The 19,598-nt window shown below is 62.3% G+C and carries 14 protein-coding genes; 7 read left to right on the forward strand and 7 right to left on the reverse strand.

Annotated features, from left to right (window positions below; genetic code table 11):
- Window positions 1-8: 8 nt before the first annotated feature.
- The 3 genes from ACX3M4_RS15015 to panC all read right to left on the reverse strand — a co-directional run bounded on the left by ACX3M4_RS15015 (window position 9) and on the right by panC (window position 2,966).
- Window positions 9-1,073 (reverse strand): bifunctional transcriptional activator/DNA repair enzyme AdaA, encoded by a 1,065-nt coding sequence (locus ACX3M4_RS15015; protein WP_459353812.1) that lies wholly within the window; start codon window positions 1,071-1,073, stop codon window positions 9-11.
- 179 nt (window positions 1,074-1,252) lie between these two features.
- Window positions 1,253-2,062, reverse strand: a complete 810-nt coding sequence (gene panB, locus ACX3M4_RS15020; RefSeq protein WP_459353813.1) for a 3-methyl-2-oxobutanoate hydroxymethyltransferase — start codon at window positions 2,060-2,062, stop codon at window positions 1,253-1,255.
- A gap of 52 nt (window positions 2,063-2,114) precedes the next feature.
- Complete coding sequence (gene panC, locus ACX3M4_RS15025; protein WP_459353814.1) at window positions 2,115-2,966, reverse strand: pantoate--beta-alanine ligase; 852 nt, start codon at window positions 2,964-2,966, stop codon at window positions 2,115-2,117.
- A gap of 311 nt (window positions 2,967-3,277) precedes the next feature.
- Between panC and ACX3M4_RS15030 the strand changes: the two genes are divergently transcribed.
- The 6 genes from ACX3M4_RS15030 to ACX3M4_RS15055 all read left to right on the forward strand — a co-directional run bounded on the left by ACX3M4_RS15030 (window position 3,278) and on the right by ACX3M4_RS15055 (window position 12,767).
- The gene (locus ACX3M4_RS15030; protein ID WP_459353815.1) at window positions 3,278-5,071 is read left to right on the forward strand and encodes an FAD-dependent oxidoreductase; all 1,794 of its coding nucleotides are present in this window, start codon (window positions 3,278-3,280) and stop codon (window positions 5,069-5,071) included.
- Complete coding sequence (locus ACX3M4_RS15035; RefSeq protein WP_459353816.1) at window positions 5,068-6,948, forward strand: 2-oxoacid:acceptor oxidoreductase subunit alpha; 1,881 nt, start codon at window positions 5,068-5,070, stop codon at window positions 6,946-6,948. The genes ACX3M4_RS15030 and ACX3M4_RS15035 overlap by 4 nt, the downstream gene beginning before the upstream one ends.
- Window positions 6,948-7,997 carry a 2-oxoacid:ferredoxin oxidoreductase subunit beta gene (locus tag ACX3M4_RS15040; RefSeq protein WP_459353817.1) on the forward strand — a complete coding sequence of 350 codons (1,050 nt, stop codon included), beginning with the start codon at window positions 6,948-6,950 and terminating at the stop codon, window positions 7,995-7,997. The genes ACX3M4_RS15035 and ACX3M4_RS15040 overlap by 1 nt, the downstream gene beginning before the upstream one ends.
- Before the next feature lie 167 nt (window positions 7,998-8,164).
- Window positions 8,165-9,382: a hypothetical protein gene (locus tag ACX3M4_RS15045; RefSeq protein WP_459353818.1), complete on the forward strand. Its 1,218-nt coding sequence runs from the start codon at window positions 8,165-8,167 to the stop codon at window positions 9,380-9,382.
- A gap of 322 nt (window positions 9,383-9,704) precedes the next feature.
- Window positions 9,705-10,397, forward strand: coding sequence for a glycine-rich domain-containing protein (locus ACX3M4_RS15050; protein ID WP_459353819.1), 693 nt, complete (start codon window positions 9,705-9,707; stop codon window positions 10,395-10,397).
- A gap of 522 nt (window positions 10,398-10,919) precedes the next feature.
- Window positions 10,920-12,767 carry an ABC transporter ATP-binding protein gene (locus tag ACX3M4_RS15055; RefSeq protein WP_459353820.1) on the forward strand — a complete coding sequence of 616 codons (1,848 nt, stop codon included), beginning with the start codon at window positions 10,920-10,922 and terminating at the stop codon, window positions 12,765-12,767.
- A 407-nt stretch (window positions 12,768-13,174) separates the two neighbouring features.
- Here ACX3M4_RS15055 and ACX3M4_RS15060 read toward each other — a convergent pair whose 3' ends face one another.
- The 4 genes from ACX3M4_RS15060 to ACX3M4_RS15075 all read right to left on the reverse strand — a co-directional run bounded on the left by ACX3M4_RS15060 (window position 13,175) and on the right by ACX3M4_RS15075 (window position 18,250).
- Window positions 13,175-14,791, reverse strand: a complete 1,617-nt coding sequence (locus ACX3M4_RS15060; RefSeq protein WP_459353821.1) for a thiamine pyrophosphate-binding protein — start codon at window positions 14,789-14,791, stop codon at window positions 13,175-13,177.
- Window positions 14,788-16,077: a CaiB/BaiF CoA transferase family protein gene (locus tag ACX3M4_RS15065; RefSeq protein WP_459353822.1), complete on the reverse strand. Its 1,290-nt coding sequence runs from the start codon at window positions 16,075-16,077 to the stop codon at window positions 14,788-14,790. Before ACX3M4_RS15065 ends, ACX3M4_RS15060 begins: the two co-directional genes overlap by 4 nt.
- 381 nt (window positions 16,078-16,458) lie before the next feature.
- Complete coding sequence (locus tag ACX3M4_RS15070; protein WP_459353823.1) at window positions 16,459-17,346, reverse strand: CE1 family esterase; 888 nt, start codon at window positions 17,344-17,346, stop codon at window positions 16,459-16,461.
- Between the two features lie 118 nt (window positions 17,347-17,464).
- Entirely contained in the window at window positions 17,465-18,250 is a 786-nt protein-coding gene (locus ACX3M4_RS15075; protein WP_459353824.1) for an ion channel, read from the reverse strand.
- A 169-nt stretch (window positions 18,251-18,419) separates the two neighbouring features.
- Between ACX3M4_RS15075 and ACX3M4_RS15080 the strand changes: the two genes are divergently transcribed.
- A complete protein-coding gene (locus tag ACX3M4_RS15080; protein ID WP_459353825.1) occupies window positions 18,420-19,181 on the forward strand; it encodes an SDR family NAD(P)-dependent oxidoreductase in 762 nt (253 codons plus the stop codon).
- The last annotated feature ends 417 nt before the right edge of the window (window positions 19,182-19,598 follow it).

A 19,598-nucleotide genomic window follows, 5' to 3' on the forward strand; every position in this document is an offset into this window, starting at 1 on the left:
GCCGGCGGTCACGCCGCCGGCTTGGCCCGGTAGCCGCGTTCCAGTTCGATCAGCCGCTGTTTGCGCCAAAGGCCGCCGCCATAACCGGTGAGCGACCCGTCCGCACCGATGACCCGGTGGCAGGGCACGATCAGCGCCAGCTGGTTGGCACCATTGGCCCGGGCGACGGCCCGCACCGCCGCGGGTTTGCCGATCGCCTCGGCGATCTGGGTATAGCTGCGGGTCTCGCCCGCCGGAATGGTCAAAAGCTCGCGCCAGACGTCGCAGGTGAAAGGTGAGCCATGCAGGGCGAGCCGCGTTGAAAAGGCTGCGCTGGTGCCGCCAAAGAACCGGTCCAGCTCCTCCTGGATCTGGTCGGTGACGGCGGTGCGGCCAAAGCCGATCTCGCCCTTGGCGCTCGCCTGCAGTTTCCTGAATTCGGCCGGGAAGGCCTTGCGGTCGAGAAACTCCAGCAAGTGAAGCTGGGTCTTGTCGGCGACCGCAATCAGCGGGCCGAGCGGCGAGGCCACCCAGTCGGCGAAGAGCAGCGGCTTTTGCGAAAACGCTCCCGGCGCCTGGCCGAGTATCCTGGCAAAGGCCTCGCGGAAAGCACTTGGAGACTCGAAGCCTGCGGTCAGCTGCGCGTCGATGACCTTGCCGCCGTCGGCCAGTGTCGAGAAACCCTCCTGCAGACGGCGCTGGCGGGCCATTTCCAGGAAAGTCATGCCGAAATGGCGCTTGAAGGCGCGGCGCACGGTGGAGGGGTCCAGGCCCATGCGCACCAGATCCGGCTCGCCCCAGCGGTAGCCGGGGCGCTTTTCCAGTGCCTCGACCAAGGGTTTCACCACCGGGTCGGCGCTTGCCTCCGGCGTTGTCGGCCGGCAGCGCTTGCAGGGACGGAAACCCGCGTCGAAACATTCCGAGACGGTGTCGTGGAAGGTGCAGTTTTCGCGCTTGGGCTTGCGCGCCGGACAGGTCAGCCGGCAGAAGATACCGGTGGAGGCCACGCAGACGAAGACGCGGCCGTCATAGGACGGATCTCGGTTGAGGAGCGCTTCATAGAGCGTGTCGAAACTGGGTCGTATCATCAGCATTCAGCGAGACTACGCGCGATCCGACGAATGTGCAGCCGGAAATCGGGCGTTTATTTATTCTTCCTCGCGCGTTCAGGAAACCCTGATCACACCTTTGCTCAGCCGTCATCCCGGATCTGCGTTCGGCTTCGCCTCGCTTGTCCGGAATGACGGTTGGGGCGATGTCTGGGTCAACCTCTCTACCGGTAAACCTGACCATCGCCAGGGAAGCTGCGGTCCTTGACTTCGTCGGCATAGGCCTTCACCGCCGCCTCGATCTGGCCGCCGAGATTGCCGTAGACCTTGACGAATTTCGGCGGTGCCGGGTTGAGGCCGAGCATGTCCTCCAGCACCAGGATCTGGCCGTCGCACTCGGCTGAGGCGCCGATGCCGATGGTCGGGATCGGAATTTCCTTCGTGATCTGGGCCGCCAGCGGTTCGACCATGCCTTCCAGCACCACCGCGAAGGCACCCGCCTCGGTCACCGCCCTGGCGTCCTCGAAATGCTGTTCCCAGTCGCTTTCGTTGCGGCCCTGCGTCTTGAAGCCGCCCATGACATGGACCGATTGCGGCGTCAGGCCGATATGGGCCATCACGGGTATGCCGCGCTCGGTAAGGAAGCGGATGGTTTCGGCCATGCGCACGCCGCCTTCCAGCTTCACCGCGCCGCACTGGGTTTCCTTCATCACCCAGGCTGCATTCCTGAAGGCGATGGACGGGCTTTCCTCGTAAGTGCCGAAGGGCATGTCGACGACGACCAGCGCCCGGCTGGTGCCGCGTACCACGGCCTTGCCATGCATGATCATCAGTTCCAGCGAGACGCCGACGGTGGATTCCATGCCATGCATGACCATGCCGAGGCTGTCGCCGACCAGAATGAAGTCAGCGTATCTGTCGACGATCGCCGCCGTGTGGGCGTGATAGGAGGTCAGCGATACGATGGGTTCGCCGCTCTTCTTCGCGGTAATCTGGGGCGCGGTGATGCGGCGGACCGGTTTCTGGCTGCTCATGCGGCGTCCTTTCGGAAAGTGATGTGAGACAGGTGCCTCAGATGGATTGCGTTCAGGCGGTGGGTGCAATCACGCGCTGGTCGATCAGGAGAACGGTGCCGAAACGCACCGCCAGAAGCACCACGGCCGGACGGTCCAGCTTGCCGGATAGCCCGGCCAGCGTTTCCGCGTCGCGGATATCGACGCTCTCCACCTTGCCGGAGGGCGCTTTGGCCAGCGTGTCGCGGATGGCGGCATCAAGGTCAGCAATCGCCGGTGCCGATTTCGCCAGTTCCTCCGCAACGCCCAGGGACCGGCTGAGCTGAACGGCTTCCGCCCGGTGTTCGGGCGTCAGGCGCACGTTGCGCGAGGACATGGCAAGCCCGTCGGCTTCTCGCACCGTCGGGTGGGGCACGATCTCCAGCGGCATGTCGAGATCCCGGACCATCTGCCTGATCATCGTGATCTGCTGATAGTCTTTCTCACCAAAGACGGCGATGTCGGGCGTGACGATGTTGAAGAGCTTGGTGACGACCGTCGCAACGCCTCTGAAATGACCCGGCCGCAGCGCGCCCTGCAGAATGGCGGAGAGCCCTGGCACCTCGACATAGGTATCGCCGCCCGCGCCATACATCTCGGCGACATCCGGCGCGAACACCGCATCGACGCCCTCGGCTTCCAGCAATGCCAGGTCGCGGGCCTCGTCGCGGGGGTAGGTGGCAAGGTCTTCGTTGGGGCCGAACTGGGTGGGGTTGACGAAGATGGTGGTGACCACGCGATCGGCCTTTTGCCGCGCCAGGCGGACAAGCCCCAGATGGCCTTCGTGCAGATAACCCATGGTCGGCACCACACCGACGCTCGCGCCTGCCCGCTTCCAGCCACGCACGGCACTGCGCATCTCCGCCCTGGTCCGGCAGATGATCATTTCAGTTTCCTCCCGCGGCCGTTGTTCCCGCACCGGCCGTTCTTTTCGCGGGTGCAGCATAATGAGGAAGGGAGGAATGTCTAGGAGAAACAGCGCGCATCATCCCTCCGGCGTATGATCTGCCAGCGCGGTGCGGCATGGAACGGGACCTATTCCGGAGCAGGCCCTTGCCTGGACAGGTGAACGGGAAATGCCATCACCCGGCCGGTCACAAATCCGTCACAGCCACGCATTGCAACCTTTACACAAGCGATTTCAGCGAGCTTTAATTCGGCAAAGATGCATTGACCTTGAGGGGAGAGGACAAGGACATGCAAGCAACAGACGCGACGAACCCGGAATATTTCCATAAGGTCGTCGACTGCCAATATGCCTGCCCGGCACACACGCCGGTGCCTGCCTATATCCGCCTGATCGCCCAGCAACGCTATACGGATGCCTATCTGATCAACTGGGAGAGCAATGTCTTTCCAGGTGTCCTCGGCCGTACCTGCGACAGGCCCTGCGAGCCGGCCTGCCGGCGTGGCCGCGTCGAGAAGGAACCGGTGGCGATCTGCCGGCTGAAGCGCGTCGCAGCCGATTTCAAGGACGAGGTCGCCGGCATGCTGCCCAAGGCCGGCACGCCGAACGGCAAGAAGATCGCCCTGATCGGTGCCGGGCCTGCCTCACTGACGGTCGCCCGGGATCTGGCACCGCTCGGCTACGAAATCCACCTCTACGACCAGCAGGCCAAGGGCGGCGGCTTCATGCGCAGCCAGATCCCTTCGTTCCGGCTGCCGGAAAGCGTGCTGGAAGAGGAGATCGGCTACATCCTCGACATGGGCATCACGACCGTCTTCGACACCTATGTCGACAGCATGGCCGCGATGCTGACCAAGGGCTACGACGCGATCTTCGTCGGCTCGGGTGCGCCACGTGGGCGCGATCTGCCCAAGCTGCCCGGCCGCAAGGAAGCGGACGCCAACATCCATATCGGCATCAACTGGCTGGCCGGTGTCGCCTTCGAGCACATCAAGGAGATCGGCAAGCGCGTGATCGTGCTGGGCGGCGGTAACACCGCCATGGATTGCTGCCGCACTTCCCGCCGGCTCGGCGGCGAGGAGGTGAAGGTCATCGTGCGCAGTCCCTTTGCCGACATGAAGGCGTCGCCCTGGGAAAAGGAAGACGCCATGCACGAGGGCATCCCGATCCTCGACAACCATGTGCCGCGCGAATTCGTGATCGAGGACGGCAAGCTTGCAGGCATGACCTTCGACACCGTGACGGCGGTCTATGGCGGCGATGGCCGCCGCGAGCTGGTGCCGACAGGCGACGAACCCGTCTTCGTTCCCTGCGACGACGTCCTGATCGCGATCGGCCAGGAAAACGCCTTTCCCTGGATCGAGAAGGAAACCGGCATCCGCTTCACCAGCTGGGGCACGCCGATCATCAACGACGACGAAACCTTCCAGTCCACCCGCAAGGAAGTGTTCTTCGGCGGCGACTCTGCCTTTGGTCCGTCGAACATCATCACAGCCGTTGCTCATGGCCACAAGGCAGCGGTTTCGATCGACCTTTATTGCCAGGGCAAGGACCTTTCCAAACGGCCGCCGCCCCATGTGACGCTTGTCGGGCAGAAGATGGGCATTCACGAATGGAGCTACGATTCCATTCCCGTGACCGACCACCGCAAGGTCGTGCCTCTGGAGGACCTCAAGAAATCCCTCAGCGACCGGCTGGTGGAGGTTGAACTCGGCTTCGACCCGGAAACCGCCTTCATCGAGGCCGAGCGCTGCCTCAACTGCGATGCGCAGACGGTCTTCACCGACGTCAACTGCATCGAATGCGATGCCTGTTCCGACATCTGTCCGACAAGCTGCATCACCTTTACCGGCAACGCGCCCGAACCGGAGCTGCGCGCCAGGCTGCTGGTGCCGGCGGAAAACCTCGACCAGGACCTTTACGTCTCCGGCACGCTGCCGACCGGACGGGTGATGGTGAAGGACGAGGACATGTGCCTGCACTGTGGCCTGTGCGCCGAGCGCTGTCCGACGGCCGCCTGGGACATGCAGATGTTCTTCTACAACATGGCCAAGGCGACGCCCAACCTGGTGCAGGTCAAATGAAACAGATCCAAGGCATCAACGATTTCGTGGTCAAGTTCGCCAATGTGAACGGCACCGGCTCGGCCTCCGCCAACCACCTCTTCGCCAAGGCGATCTTCCGGATGGGCATTCCGGTAAGCCCGCGCAACATCTTTCCCTCAAACATCCAGGGCCTGCCGACCTGGTACGAGGTCCGCGTCAGCTCCAAGGGCTATCTCGGCCGCCGCGGCGGCGTCGACCTGATGCTCTGCGTCAATCCGCAGACCATGGCCGACGACATCGCCAGCGTCGAGCCCGGCGGCTATTTCGTCTACGATTCCACGCGGCCGCTGGCGCCTCAGCTGAAGCGCGACGACATCAGCTATTTCGGCATTCCGCTGACCGCGCTATGCATGCGTGAATTCAAGGTCGCGCGGCTGCAGCAGCTCCTGAAGAACGTCGTCTATGTAGGCGCGCTGGCAGCCCTGCTGGATGTCAGCTTCCCGATCCTGAAGGATCTTCTGAACGACCAGTTCAAGGGCAAGGAAAAGCTGATCTCACCGAATATTCATGCGCTGGAGATGGGCTATCAGTTCGCCCAGGAAAATTTCACCTGCCCGCTGCCGATCCGGCTGGAGCAGGGCGTCAACGACGCACCGCATATCCGAGAAAGCCAGCACATCCTGATGAACGGCAACACGGCCGCTGCGCTCGGCGCGATCTATGGCGGGGCAACGGTTGCCGCCTGGTATCCGATCACGCCGTCGACTTCCGTTGTCGATGCCTTTTCGAAATATGCCGAACGGATGCGGATCGACCCCGGCACGGGCAAGCGGAACTTCGCGATCCTGCAGGCCGAAGACGAGCTGGCGGCGATGGGCATGGTGGTTGGCGCCGGCTGGAACGGCGCACGGGCTTTCACCGCGACTTCCGGTCCGGGGCTTTCCCTGATGAGCGAGTTTCTGGGTCTGGCCTATTTCGCCGAGGTTCCCGTCGTCCTGATCGACGTGCAGCGCTCCGGCCCCTCGACCGGCATGCCGACCCGCAGCCAGCAGTCCGACATTCTGGCCGCCGCCTATGCCAGCCATGGCGACACCAAGCATGTGCTGCTTTTTCCGGCAACGCCGCGCGAGTGCTTCGACATGACCGTCCAGGCCTTCGATCTAGCCGAACAGCTGCAGACGCCGGTGATCATGATGTCGGATCTGGATCTTGGCATGAACGACTGGATGTCGCCGCCGCTGGAATGGGACGACAGCTACGAGATGAACCGCGGCAAGGTTCTGGATGCCGATGCGCTGGACCAGGCGGAAATCTGGGGACGCTACCGCGATGTCGACGGCGACGGCATCTGCTACCGCACCCTGCCCGGGGCGCATCCGGACAAGGGCGCTTTCTTCACCCGCGGCTCCTCCAAGAACGAGATGGCTGTCTATTCCGAAAAGGGCGAGGACTATGTGCAGAATGTCGACCGGCTGTTGCGCAAGTTCGAGACCGCGAAATCCTTCGTCCCCAAGCCCAAGGTCCATGACCCGATCCCGGTGAAGAATCCGAAGACCAAGCGCAAGCTCGGCGCGCTCTTCTTCGGCACCTCTGCCTCTCCCTCTTATGAAGCTGTCGAGATCCTGGCCGAGGAAGGTTACCCGATCGACGTCATGCGCATTCGCGCCTTCCCCTTCCACAAGAGCCTGGATGCCTTCGTGCACGAACACGACCAGGTTTTCGTGATCGAGCAGAACCGCGACGGCCAGATGCGCCAGCTCATCATGAACGAGTGCCAGATCGCGCCTGACAAGCTGACCTCGGTTCTGAACTATTCCGGCACGCCGATCACCGCGCGCACGATTGCCCAGCAGATCCGCAAGGCGCTCAACGCCGCCAGTGCCGACATCGTCAAGCTGCATCCGGAGACCGCCTGATGTCCTATTACAAGCCGAAATTCCAGCATCCCAATCTGCAGAAGAATGAGCTGGGCTATACGGTCGCCGATTATGACGGCGCGGTCTCGACGCTGTGTGCGGGCTGCGGCCATGACAGCATTTCAGCTGCGATCCGGTACGCCTGTTTCCTCTCCGCCCTGCCCCCGCACAGGATCGCGAAACTCTCCGGGATCGGCTGTTCTTCCAAGATGCCCACCTATTTCCTGGGACGCAGCCACGGTTTCAATTCCGTACACGGGCGCATGCCCTCCGTCGCGACCGGGGCCAGCGTTGCCAACCGGGATCTGATTTATCTCGGTGTTTCCGGCGACGGCGACACTGCCTCCATCGGCATGGGCCAGTTCCTTCACCTGATCCGGAGGAACGTCAACATGACCTATATCGTCGCCAACAACGGCTGTTATGGCCTGACCAAAGGCCAGGACAGCGCGACGGCCGACCTCGGTTCCGTCGGCAAGTCCGGGGTGAAGAACCTCTTTGAAGGCATCGACCTAGCCAGCCTCGCGGTGCTGCAGGGGGCAAGTTTCGTCGCCCGCAGTTTCTCCGGCGACAAGGAACAGCTGGTGCCGCTGGTCCGTGCCGCCATGGCACACAGAGGCTTTGCCTTCATCGATATCGTCTCGCCCTGCGTCACTTTCGCCAACAATCCCGGTTCCACCAAGAGCTATGCCGCAACGCGCGAACATCTTGACGCCATGCCGGTCGACTTCGTGCCGATGCACGAGGAAATCCGCACGCAATACAAGGAAGGCACCAGCCAGGCGGTGACGCTGCACGACGGCTCGATCCTCCACCTGCACAAGGCGCGCAAGGACCAGCGGGCCGACAGCCGGGAAGACGCCCTGATGACCCTGCAGGCCGCCCACCGCGACGGCAAGGTGCTCACCGGCCTCTTTTATCTGGAGCCCGACAGCCAGGACCTCAACCAGACGCTGAACCTCGCCACCAAACCGTTGAACAGCCTCGGCAAGGACGAGCTCTGCCCCGGCAGCCGGGTGCTGAACAGCATCAACGAGGGGCTGCGGTAGGGGCTCTTACAAAGCCGGAACAGGATCACGCGTCGACCGGGCTCCCGCCTGCGGTCTCAAGCCATCTGCAGTTGAAGTATGCGGGGAAACCGGAATAGGGGGGTGGACCTTGGGTTCCCTCAAGCTGCAAACTGACAAGGATCTGGTCAGGGGAGAGCGACATAGCAGTGAAATTGAAGCGGCTGGTCTTCTATTTTCCTGGCTATGACCTGCGTCCGGAACACCAAAGTTTTCGTCTCATCCGATCCGAATTCGAGAAGTTCCTGATCATCCGCAAGGTAAAGGGCTCGCTGTCCGAGCTCAACCAGGCCCGCGTGCCCGGCAGCTTTGCCGCAAATTGGAGCGGTTGGGTGGATTGGCCGGAGACGGCCACCCGCACGCGGTTCGTGCAACTTGGCTGGCGGGATGTGATCAGGGCTGATTTCGAACGGTCCTGGCCCCGGACCGTGCTGGATGCGATCCGCTCTTTCTGGCTTTATGCGCGGGCCGGCGGTTATGGCACCGCCTTGAGAAGCAACCTGTTTCACGGAGTATTCTGTCTCTATCCGGCGGTCGGCCTCCTGCTTTATCTGGCGGCCAGCCTGTTGCCGCCGGTTCTGCTCGCGCCTTCCATCCTTCGCGGCGTTGCAGCGGCTGCCCCGCAGGACCATGCCGGCCTCCTGGCCTGGTCGTCCATCCTTGCAGGCAGCGGCGTCTGGCTGCTGGCCATCTATCTGCTGATGACCTGGCTGGAACCGAAAACCTACTTTCGCTACCTCGTCAACAGCTGGCATTTCATGGCGCTGCTTGCCCGGAACGACCACGACGAGATGATCGCCCGGATCGAGGAATGCGCCGGGCAGATCGTTGCCATGGCCGCCGAGGCGGATGAAGACGAGGAGTTGGTGTTTGTCTCACACAGCTGCGGCACGTTCGTGGCGATCTACATCATGGCCGCCGTGCTCCGCCGACAGCCGGACATCGGACAGCGCCCCGGCGGATTTGCCTTCGTCACGCTCGGCCCGGCCTTCGACTGCCTCGGCGGCTACGGGGCGGAACACGGCTTTGGCGAAGCGATGGCGACGGTTGCGCGTGCCAGGGTCGACTGGACGGATCTTTACGGGCCCCATGACCCGCTCTGCGGTGGCCGCACCCCGCCCGTTGCGCGGTATGCCCGGCCTGCAGCTTCATGCGGCAAGTTGGAGGAACCCAGGCGGTTCAGCGTGTGCATTCCGGACAGAATGACAAAAGCGGACTTCCGCCGCCTGCGCTTCCGCTTCTTTCCGCTGCACTTCAATTATTTCTTCGCTTCGGTGCGTCCGGGCTTGTTCGACTTCTACCGTCTGACCCTTGGCCCCCGACGCGCCGTCGACCAGCTCAAGGCCTGGGATGATGGGCAAGACTAGAGCACCTTGAGATCAATCAGCTCTTGGCGGGGTACGGACAGAAAACCGGTTCGTCCCAGACACTCCACAGGATCGTCGCCCTCGGCACGTCGCCTCTGCGTGAGCTAAACGTGACCCGGGCGTTATCGAACCGCTATTAAGCCCAATTCTTCCGCGAAACGTCGGCGCACACACTCGCGCTTGCAGAAATTTGTGCTACTCTCCCCTCACCGTCGCTCAGTCGCCAATTTTACTTAATTCAGGCAACGAACGACGCGAAAATTGCACGTCAACAATCAGGCAATCTTGCAACCTTCTTTGATTTTCAGAGGGAGTACTCATTATGTCGAAAACCAATGGTAAAAAATACTTTTCCGAGGACCAGATCGAACGCACGCTGGAGATGTCAAGGCGTCAGTTCGAGGCAGCCCGGCGGCCGAACTACCGCATTTCGGACGAGCGCATCCTTGAGGCCCTGGCCCATATCAACGATGCCGCCGACTACGACAAGATCATCTGGCGGGTCCAGCAGAGCGAAGACAGCCGCGAGTATTTCGATATGGAGTATCTCGCGGGCGCTCTCACCAGCCTGAAGATGTACTATTCGCTCGAGGTCATCGACGGCAAGAACCTGCACTCGCTGTCGAAGACGCTGGACGTCTTCTGGCACGCCCACCAGGACTTCACCTTCGACTACACGGCCTTTTGCGAAAAGGTCTTCGGCCCCGGGCAGTTCCTGCACCACCTGCCACTCGACCAGCGCAGCGAGGAACAGCAGAAGGTCATCGCAAGGCGTTACGAATACACCCGCACGATGATCGACCGCGTCTACAGGATCGACAACACCTTCTGGGGCGATGGCCTGCCGATCTGCTGCAGCTACGAGTCGCCCGTTGCCGAAGGGTTCATCTACTGGCGCCCGGCGCTGATCGCGATGGAACCGGCCTGCAACATCTACAACGACAACGCCCTGAACATCGAAATCCAAAAGAAGACGAACCTCGTCCTGGATGGGTTTGCGGCGTTGGCGAGCTGAATGCGGCCTGATGGCCGACATTGTCTGAGCCATATTGCCCGGCGGCGACCATGCGGCCGGGCGATTGCCGGAAGGCCGGCCTTGAAGGGACCGGCCCTGGCGACTTTCTCGCACGACCCGTTGCTGAGGCTCATGCTTACCGCCAGCAAGGTCCGGCACGTTCGAAAGCAGTGTTTGCTCACACTGCTCCGAAAGGTGTGGCACAATTCACACGTGCATAGAATGCTCGCCTGTCCCCTGCCACTTTCAGCTTGATCTCCCCCAAACTGCCGCTAGGGTGATGCCGGTCTACAAGCGCATTTTAGCGCGTGCGGCCGCTTTCAGTTTCAGAGCAATCACAACCCGAGAGATCCCAATGCGCCATTCCGGTCTAAACTAGACCGGCACGCAGACCAAGTTCGGTTCCCGTGTCGGTATCAGCATTTCATCCGTACCGCCCGCGACCCGTTTGTCTCAAAGAGTGTCTCCGTGCCGGTACGATTCCTTTCCTGAATCTCTACCTCAAAACGGAGCACCGGACCGATGAACACGGTCTTCTCTTATCTTGAAAACATTGTTTCTCCCTTCAAGCACCATGACGGAACGCCGCCGCCTTCCGACTTGAGCGCGTTTTACTGGCATTTTGTCCGCCAGATCTGGAAGCCGCTTGCCTGGCTGATGGCGTTCGGCTTTGTCGTTTCGATCATCGAGGTTGCCCTCTTCGATTATCTGGGACGGATCATCGATTATCTGAACACGACCAGCCCCGATCGGCTGCTCGCCGAACACGGCGGCGAACTGATCTGGATGCTGGTGGTGGTCGTGCTGCTGCGCCCGCTCTTCGGCGCTGGCCACACGATGATCAAGTTCCAGATCATCGAGCCTGCCATGACCAACCTCATTCGCTGGCAGACGCACAAACACGTGCTCGGGCAGTCCCTGTCCTACTTCAACAACGATTTCGCCGGCCGGATCGCCAACAAGATCATACAGACGGGACCGTCCTTGCGCGGCTCCGTCGTGTCCCTGATCGATGCGATCTGGTTCGTGCTGATCTATGTCGCGGCGGCCATATATCTGTTTCTCGGCGTCGATGCCTGGCTGATCCTGCCGCTTGCCGGCTGGCTCATCATTTACGTCGCGCTGCTGAGCTATTTCGTTCCCAAGATCAAGGAGCGCTCGGCGATCATGTCAGAGGCGCGGTCAAGCCTGACCGGACGGATCGTCGACAGCTACACCAACATCCTGACCGTCAAGCTGTTTGCCGCGGGCCGGAAAGAGGAAGCCTATACCCGCGAGTCGCTGGAGGACCATACGAGGAAGTTCTACGAAATCCTCCGGCCGCTGTCGCTGATGGTCATACTGCTCTGGATCGTCAACGGGTTCTTCATCGCGTCCTTGAGCGCGCTCGGGATCGGCCTGTGGCAGAGCGGCCTCGTCACCGTCGGATCGCTGACACTGGCCATCACCTTGTCGGTGCGCATCGTCAACATGTCCGCCTGGATCATGTGGATTACGACAGACATCTTCGAAAATGTCGGGACTGTTCAGGAAGGCATGCAAACGATCTCCCAACCCCACACGCTGGTGGATCGCGCGAGCGCCAGGCCGCTGGAAGTCTCCAAAGGCGAGATCGTCTTCGACGGGATCCGGTTCCACTATGGACAGGACAAGGGCGTTATCGAGGACCTGTCCCTGCGGATCGCACCCGGCGAGAAAGTAGGGCTGGTCGGACGATCCGGTGCCGGCAAATCGACCCTGGTCAACCTGTTGCTGCGCTTCTACGACCTTGAAGGCGGACGCATCCTGATCGATGGCCAGGACATTGGAGCCGTCACGCAGGATAGCCTCAGGGCACAGATCGGCATGGTGACCCAGGACACCTCGCTGCTGCACCGGTCCGTGCTGGACAACATCGTCTACGGCCGGTCCGGCGCAAGCCGCGACGAAGCCATGCAGGCAGCGGAAAAGGCCCACGCCATGTCCTTCATCCCGGATCTTAAGGATTTCAGGGGACGGTGCGGACTTGACGCGCATGTCGGCGAGCGGGGCGTCAAACTGTCCGGCGGCCAGCGCCAGCGGATTGCCATTGCCCGGGTGCTTCTGAAAGACGCACCGATCCTGGTTCTGGACGAGGCGACGTCGGCGCTCGATTCCGAAGTCGAGGCCGCCATTCAGGAAAGCCTGTTCGATTTGATGAAGGGCAAAACGGTGATTGCCATTGCCCATCGCCTGTCGACCATCGCCGCGATGGACCGGCTGATCATCATGGATCAGGGCCGGATCATCGAAGAGGGCACTCACCAGACATTGCTGCAAAAGGGCGGGGTTTATGCCCAGCTCTGGAACAGGCAGTCCGGTGGTTTCCTGGACCCCGCGGCCGTGGCCTGAATGAGAAAGCTTCCCGTGGGGGTGAGTAAACCTTCACGGGAAGGGGCCTGCGGGTGCCGGGTGAAACTAGATCCGAGATCTACAAACGAACCGAGCCACTTGTTCCACTCGGTGGGCAAGGCAATTGCGTTTGAATTTCCTCGTCAAAACCGAGGTGAAAGACGTCACCATCTGCGTCATCCCGGCCAAGTGCAGCGCGAGCCGGGACCCACTCACAGATCCGCTTGCCAAAGCGTACAATGCGTCTTCAAGGGGTGTCCTTGTTCCTTCTCTCTGCAAACGAGTAGGCCCCGGGTCTCACTTCGTTCGCCCGGGGTGACACCAGTGTTTGTGGCGTGTTTTCTTCGATTGAATTGCAGGGGAAGAAGGGCGCAATCCGTCTTCGCAATGCACTGTCAATCCGCCCCCTAAAATGCCCCGTCATAGGCCCGCCGCTCGATCCGGCAGGCCAGCAGCGTGAATCCGTCCCGCCGCAAGGCGGCCTCGGCTTCCGAGCGGAGCGTTGCCGCGTCTTCCACCCACAGGCCATGGCCGCCATAGGCGCGGGCGACGGCCGGGAAATCCGTTTCGCCGAAATCGACACCGACATTCGGGCGCTGGCTGGAGCGCTGTTTGAGTTCGATCAGGGCAAGGCTGGTGTCGACAAGGACGCAGATGATGACCGGGATCTTCAGGTCGCGCAGGGTCGAGAGTTCGCCGAGGCACATTTCAAGGCCTGCATCACCGACAAAGGCGATGACGGGAGACTGCCCCTCCACCACCCGGTGGCCCATGGCGAGCGGCACGGCGCAGCCCATGGTGCAGAGCGCGGAGGATTGCAGCATCTGGCGCGGCATCGGGCAGCGCCAGATCTGGCTGACGAGAATGCGGTGCGCGCCGCTGTCGGCGGTCGCGACCGTGTCGGCCGGCATCACTTCGCGCAAGGTGTGGAAGACCGTGCCCGGGCCCCAGCCTGATTTCTCAGGCGCGAAGGCAGCGTCGAGCTCGGCGCGGATCTTTTCCGGTTCCCCCCCGGGCCAGGAGGGTTTGGCCTGTTCGCGCGCTTCGCTGAGGAGATCAAGCGCCGGTTTGACGGCGCAGCGCAGCGTGGTGCTGACCGAGTGCATGCCATGGGTTCTGAGCACCGGCGTCACATCGATGACCGGCGCATCTTCTGCCCACGGGTTGCGCCAGTTGACGCGCATCTCGATCGGGTCGTAGCCAAGCAAAAGGATGCAGTCGCTCTGGTTGATCAGCGGCAGCAGGTGACCGTCCGCCTTGGGCGAGAGCCCCGCACCACCCAGAGCCAGCTTGTGGTTTTCGTCGAGGAGACCCTTGCCCTTGTAGCTGGTGACAAGCGGTATCCGGAACGTCTCGCAGAAGCTGGTGATGGCGGCGGATGCGTTTTCGTTGACGGCATCGACGCCGGCAAGGGCGATCGGCCGTTCAGCCTTTGCAAAGAGCTGGAGTGCGGTGGCAAGGTCCGTCCCGGCAGCAGGGGCGCTTGCGACGGGCGAAGACTGGAAGCTGCTGCTCCAGGCTTCCTTTGTCCCGGCCTCGGCAACGCGGATCGGCACGTCGATATGAACCGGGCCCGGCTGGCCGTCGAGGGCAATTGCCAGCGCCTTTTCCATCATCACGTCGAGCGCGCCGAGGCGGGCGGAGAAGCTGGCCTTGACGATGGGGCGCAGGAGCTGCTGGTGATCGAAGACCTGATGGGTGTAGCTTTCGGCCTCGGCCTGGTCGACGCAGCCGGTGAGGAATATCAGCGGCACACGGTCCTGCCACGCATTGGCAACCACGTTGACGGCATTGGTGGCGCCCGGACCCAGCGTTGCCAGCAGAACCCCAGGCGCGCCGTCCGCGTGCCAGCCGCCCTCGGCCATGAATCCACCGGCATTTTCATGCTTCACCAGCACGAATTTGAGCCCCGCCTCGTCCAGCGCCTGCATCAGCGCCAGAACCTCGCCGCCCGGAATACCGAAGGCGTGGCGGCAGCCCGCCGCATGAAGTTTGCCCGCGATGATATCGGCACCGGTGGTCATTTGCTGCTGTGTCCTGTTGTGGCCGGTTTTGGCGAGATTGGTCCAAGGTCGAGAATGCCCCGCGCGGCAAGATCTTCGAGCGTTGCCGCCTCAAGGCCGAGATGGCGGGTCAGCACATCCACCGTGTCCGCGCCCACAAGCGGCGGTGCGGCACGGTAGGTGACGGGCGACTTTTCCAGATTGATCGGCGAACCGATGAGATCCACCGTTCCGCTTGAAGGATGCGGCAGCGTGATGCGCATTTGCCGGGCGAGGATCTGCGGGTCGGCGAAGACCTGTTGCAGATCGTTGACCGGGCCGCAGGGAACGCCGGCAGTCTCAAGCTCGGCGATCCAGACGGCGGCGGTCTTCTCGATGGTGAGGCGGCGCAGGATCGGGATCAGCTCCGTGCGGTTGCGCACCCGGTCGGCATTCCTGGCAAAGCGCGGATCCGTTGCCAGCTCCGGCGCTCCGGCAACCGCGCAGAATTTTTGAAACTGGCTGTCGTTGCCGACGGCCAGGATGAAGGAGCTGTCGGAACCCGGGAAGGTTTCGTAAGGAACGATGGTCGGGTGGCCGTTGCCGAGCCGGCCCGGCACCTTGCCGGAGGCGAGATAGGCAACACCCTGGTTGATCAGCCAGGAGACCTGGGCATCCAGAAGCGAGATGTCGATATGCTGGCCTTCGCCGGTGGTGTTGCGATGGTTGAGCGCCGCGAGGATCGAGACGGTGGCATACATGCCGCACATGACATCGGCGATGCCGGTGCCGCATTTCGTCTCCGTGCCGCCTTCCTCGTCCGGGAAGCCGGTCAGCGACATGATCCCTCCCATGCCCTGGATGAGGAAATCGTAGCCTGCCCGGTGAGCGTAGGGGCCCGTCTGGCCAAAGCCGGTGATGGAGCAATAGATGAGCTTCGGATTGCGGGCTTTCAGCGTCTCATAGTCAAGCCCGCGGCGCTTCAGGTCGCCGACCTTGAAATTTTCCACCAGGATGTCGGCTTTTTCAGCCAGATCCGCGATCAGCCTCTGCCCCTCGTCGCTCGCCAGATCGACAGCGACGGACGCCTTGTTGCGGTTGGAGGAGAGGTAATAGGCGCTTTCCGCCGTCTCGTTGCCCTCGGCATCCTGCAGGAAAGGCGGTCCCCAGCCGCGGGTATCGTCTCCCCGCCCCGGCCGCTCGATCTTGATCACCTCCGCCCCGAGATCGCCCAGGATCTGGGTGCAAGTCGGACCGGCAAGGATGCGGGAAAGGTCAAGGACAACAAGGCCGGCAAGAGCGCCGGGCGCGGCAACGGGGTCTGACAAGGCTCACCTTTTCAAGAATTCTTTCCCGGTAAAGGCCACGGCGGACAATCGGCGTCAATGGGGGCGGCACCGGTGTGCGGACAAGCCAACTCACATTGTCGTTAGAAAGAGGCTGGGACCGGCTGGTCTATTCGGGTCTCGGCCCATAACGGCTTCGCCGTTCACCCCCATCCCTAACCCTTCCCCACAAGGGGGAAGGGAACCCGCTGCGGGCTGTGATGGCGCGATTTTTCCGGTTCCGAGTTCCGACCGCGCAAGGGTATTTCTGTCCTATTCACACAAGCGGCTTTGTCGGCAAGGCCCCCTCCCCCTTGTGGGGAGGGTCGGGGTGGGGGTACCGGCGCAGCCGAGAGGCCGATTCCTACACAGTTCTCACCCACCTCAACTCCACCCCTTCATTTCAGCCAGCTCCTTCCAGGCGCGTTCGATCCAGATGGCGCGGACGCTGTGGCCGCCGGTGTGGAGGCAGAGTTCCAGGAAGCCTTGTTGCGGCTGCCAGGTCTCGCAGGAGAGATCGTCTTCCGTGTAGGTCTGCGGCTTGGTGTCGGCGAGGCCGGTCTGACGGCGCCAGACGTCGAAGCTCTTGAAGACGTCGCCCTGTTTCCATCTGCCGCCGCCAAGCCAGCGGCCTTCCAGCGGCACCACGGTGTCGGTCGTGCCATGCACATGGAAGAGATAGGGCGTCTCAGCCGGGCATGATTGGGGCAGCGGCTCCCAGAAGGCGCCGGCGATCGGCGCATAGCCGGCAAAGAGCTGCGAATCCTCGCAGGCCGTGTACCAGGTCATGAACCCGCCGGAGGAGAACCCGGAGAGCATGGTGCGGTTGCGGTCGATGCCGAAACGGTCGGTGAGATCCTTGAGGACACCTTCGAAGAAAGCGGGCTCGTCGCGCAGACTGCGCGGCGAGGTCGGGAAGGACCAGCGTCCCTCCCTGCCCTGAACGGCGACAAAGGCAACGCCGAGTTCGTCCGCCATGTCGCGGAAGCTCTTGTTGCGGATCTCGTTGATCGCCTTGCCGCGATGACCGTGCAGGAAGAAGATCGCGCCGAGCGGCTTGTCGGCCGGAGGGTTTGACGGCAGGTGGATGTAATATTCCCCGTCCTGGACCTCGCACGGCATCTCCTCGCCACAGCTCGCAGTTGCCGCGGCTTTCGCAGACGGCCCATAGGCGGTTGCGGCGAACGCGAATGCGCTCGCCAGCGCTCCAAGGCCAAGGGCCGCGTTCACGGCAGTTTTTCGTGTCAGAAGAGAAAGTATCGCCGCCGGCATGAAGTGCTCCTTGCGCGGATAAAGACAATTGCCCCGCTCCGCGAGTAAGGATGGCTTTCGGGCGGCATTTGTCCAGCAGCCGGTTTTCACAAATCGGCGAGATGCCGGATCGAAGACCCTAATCCCACGCACCTTCCGTCGGGATGTTGAGCACCCGGCCGCAATGCTTGCAGTGGACCGCGTCGGGGTCGTGGCGGCTGAGGCCGCAGTCGGGGCACGGCAGGTTAACCTTGCTCGGACGGAAGATCGTCTGCACCAGCCGCAGGAACAGCGCCACACCGAAGATCATGATCAGGACAGTGAGCAGCCGGCCAATGCTGTCGGTCATGGTGATGTCGCCGAAGCCGGTCGTGGTCAGCGTGGTGACGGTGAAATAGAGCGCGTCGAGGTAATTGTTGATGTTCGGATTGCGGTCGTCCTCGACCACGAACACGATAGCCGTGACGACGAAGATGAACACCATGAGATTGATCGTCGACTGGAAGATCTCCTCGTTGCGCCGGAACCAGCTCGATGCATCGCGCAGCTCCTTGAGGAGGTGATAGGAGCGCATCAGACGCAGCATGCGCACGACACGCAGGAACGCGAAGTTTTCCAGGAAGGCCGGCGCGATCAGCGAGGCGACGACGACGACATCGGCCAGCGACGTGAAGCTGAAGACATAGCGGGCGGGCCGGACGGCGGCGATCAGCCTGGCGACATAGTCGAGCGCCAGGACGGCGGCGATGATGAAGTCCAGTTCGTGGTGGTGCCGTGCCGGATCCAGCACCGACGAAACGATGAAATAGCCGATCGTGATCAGGTCGAAGGCAAGGAGAACATAACGGAAGATGCGGGAGCTGGTGGCATTGCCATAGTAGAGGCGACGCAATCGGGACTGCAGATTCCGTTTTGTTTCCGCCATTCACCGTTCCTCTGCCTTTGTCCGGCCGTGCCGGCTGGAAACAAGGTCATTCGTGCAAGTGCCGCACGAGCTTGCTGCAAACAAGCTGTTTATTCTCAAGCCCGCCCGAACTAAGGTCCGCTCACAACCAAATAGGGCCATCAGGACCCTATCAGAACGGGAACGTTACATGTTTGATTTGACGGGACAAGTTGCTGTCGTGACCGGTGCAAGCCGTGGCATCGGCGAAGCAGCCGCGCGCAGCCTTGCCAAGTACGGCGCCAAGGTGGTTCTGGCGGCCCGCTCCAGCTCCGACATCGAGCGCATCGCCGGCGAAATCAGGGCCGGCGGCGGAGAAGCGGCAGCCGTCACCTGCAATGTCGCTGCCTTTGAGGAAGTGGTCAAGGCCGTGCAGTTTGCGGTGGAGACCTTCGGCGGCCTTGACATCCTGGTCAACAATGCCGGCGTCATCGAGCCGATCGACCGCATCGAGGATAGCGACCCCGAGGCCTGGGGCGAGGTCATCGATATCAATGTAAAGGGTGTCTATTACGGCATCCGTGCCGCCGCGCCGCACATGCTGTCGAAGGGCGCCGGCACCATCGTCAACATCAGCTCGGGCGCCGCCGTCGGCGCGCTGGAAGGCTGGAGCCATTATTGCGCCTCCAAGGCAGCGGCCCTGTCGCTGACCCGATGCGCCGACAAGGAATTCGGCGACAAGGGCGTGCGCGTCGTCGGCCTCAGCCCGGGCACCGTGGCCACCCAGATGCAGGTCGACATCAAGACCTCCGGCATCAACCCGGTCAGCCAGCTGGACCCATCCGTCCATATTCCGGCCGCGTGGGTCGGCGAAGCCATCTCATGGCTCTGCACCAGGGCGGGCGACGCCTATCGCGGCGTCGACTGCTCGTTGCGCGACGAAGACGTGCGCAAGTCGGTCGGGTTGATCTGACTGCTTCTGGAAGCAGATGCGGACAACTCGCGTTTGCCCAATGTTTGATCCTCGAAGCCGTACTACGGCGTCGCCGTGTACCCCCATCCCTAACCCTTCCCCACAAGGGGGAAGGGGACCAGCTGCGATCCAGAATAGAAGCGTTGCCCGAAATTCAGTCGAGCGATGCAGAGAAACTTCAGCATTTGCAACCGATGAGGCTTTTCCGGCCAGGTTCTCTCCTTTTGTGGGGAGGGATTTGGTGGAGGGCAACGGCACAGCCGAACCTATGTTCGGGAGCTCTGCCGAGATCACCTAACTCTCCTGCGTCATCCCGGACGCAGCACAGCGGAGATCCGGGACCGGGGTGCCGGAGTGTTTCGAGGTTGTTTCAAACCACTCAACACCTGGGCTCCCCGGTCCCGGCTCGCGCTGCGC

This window comes from Roseibium sp. M-1 (assembly GCF_054515675.1).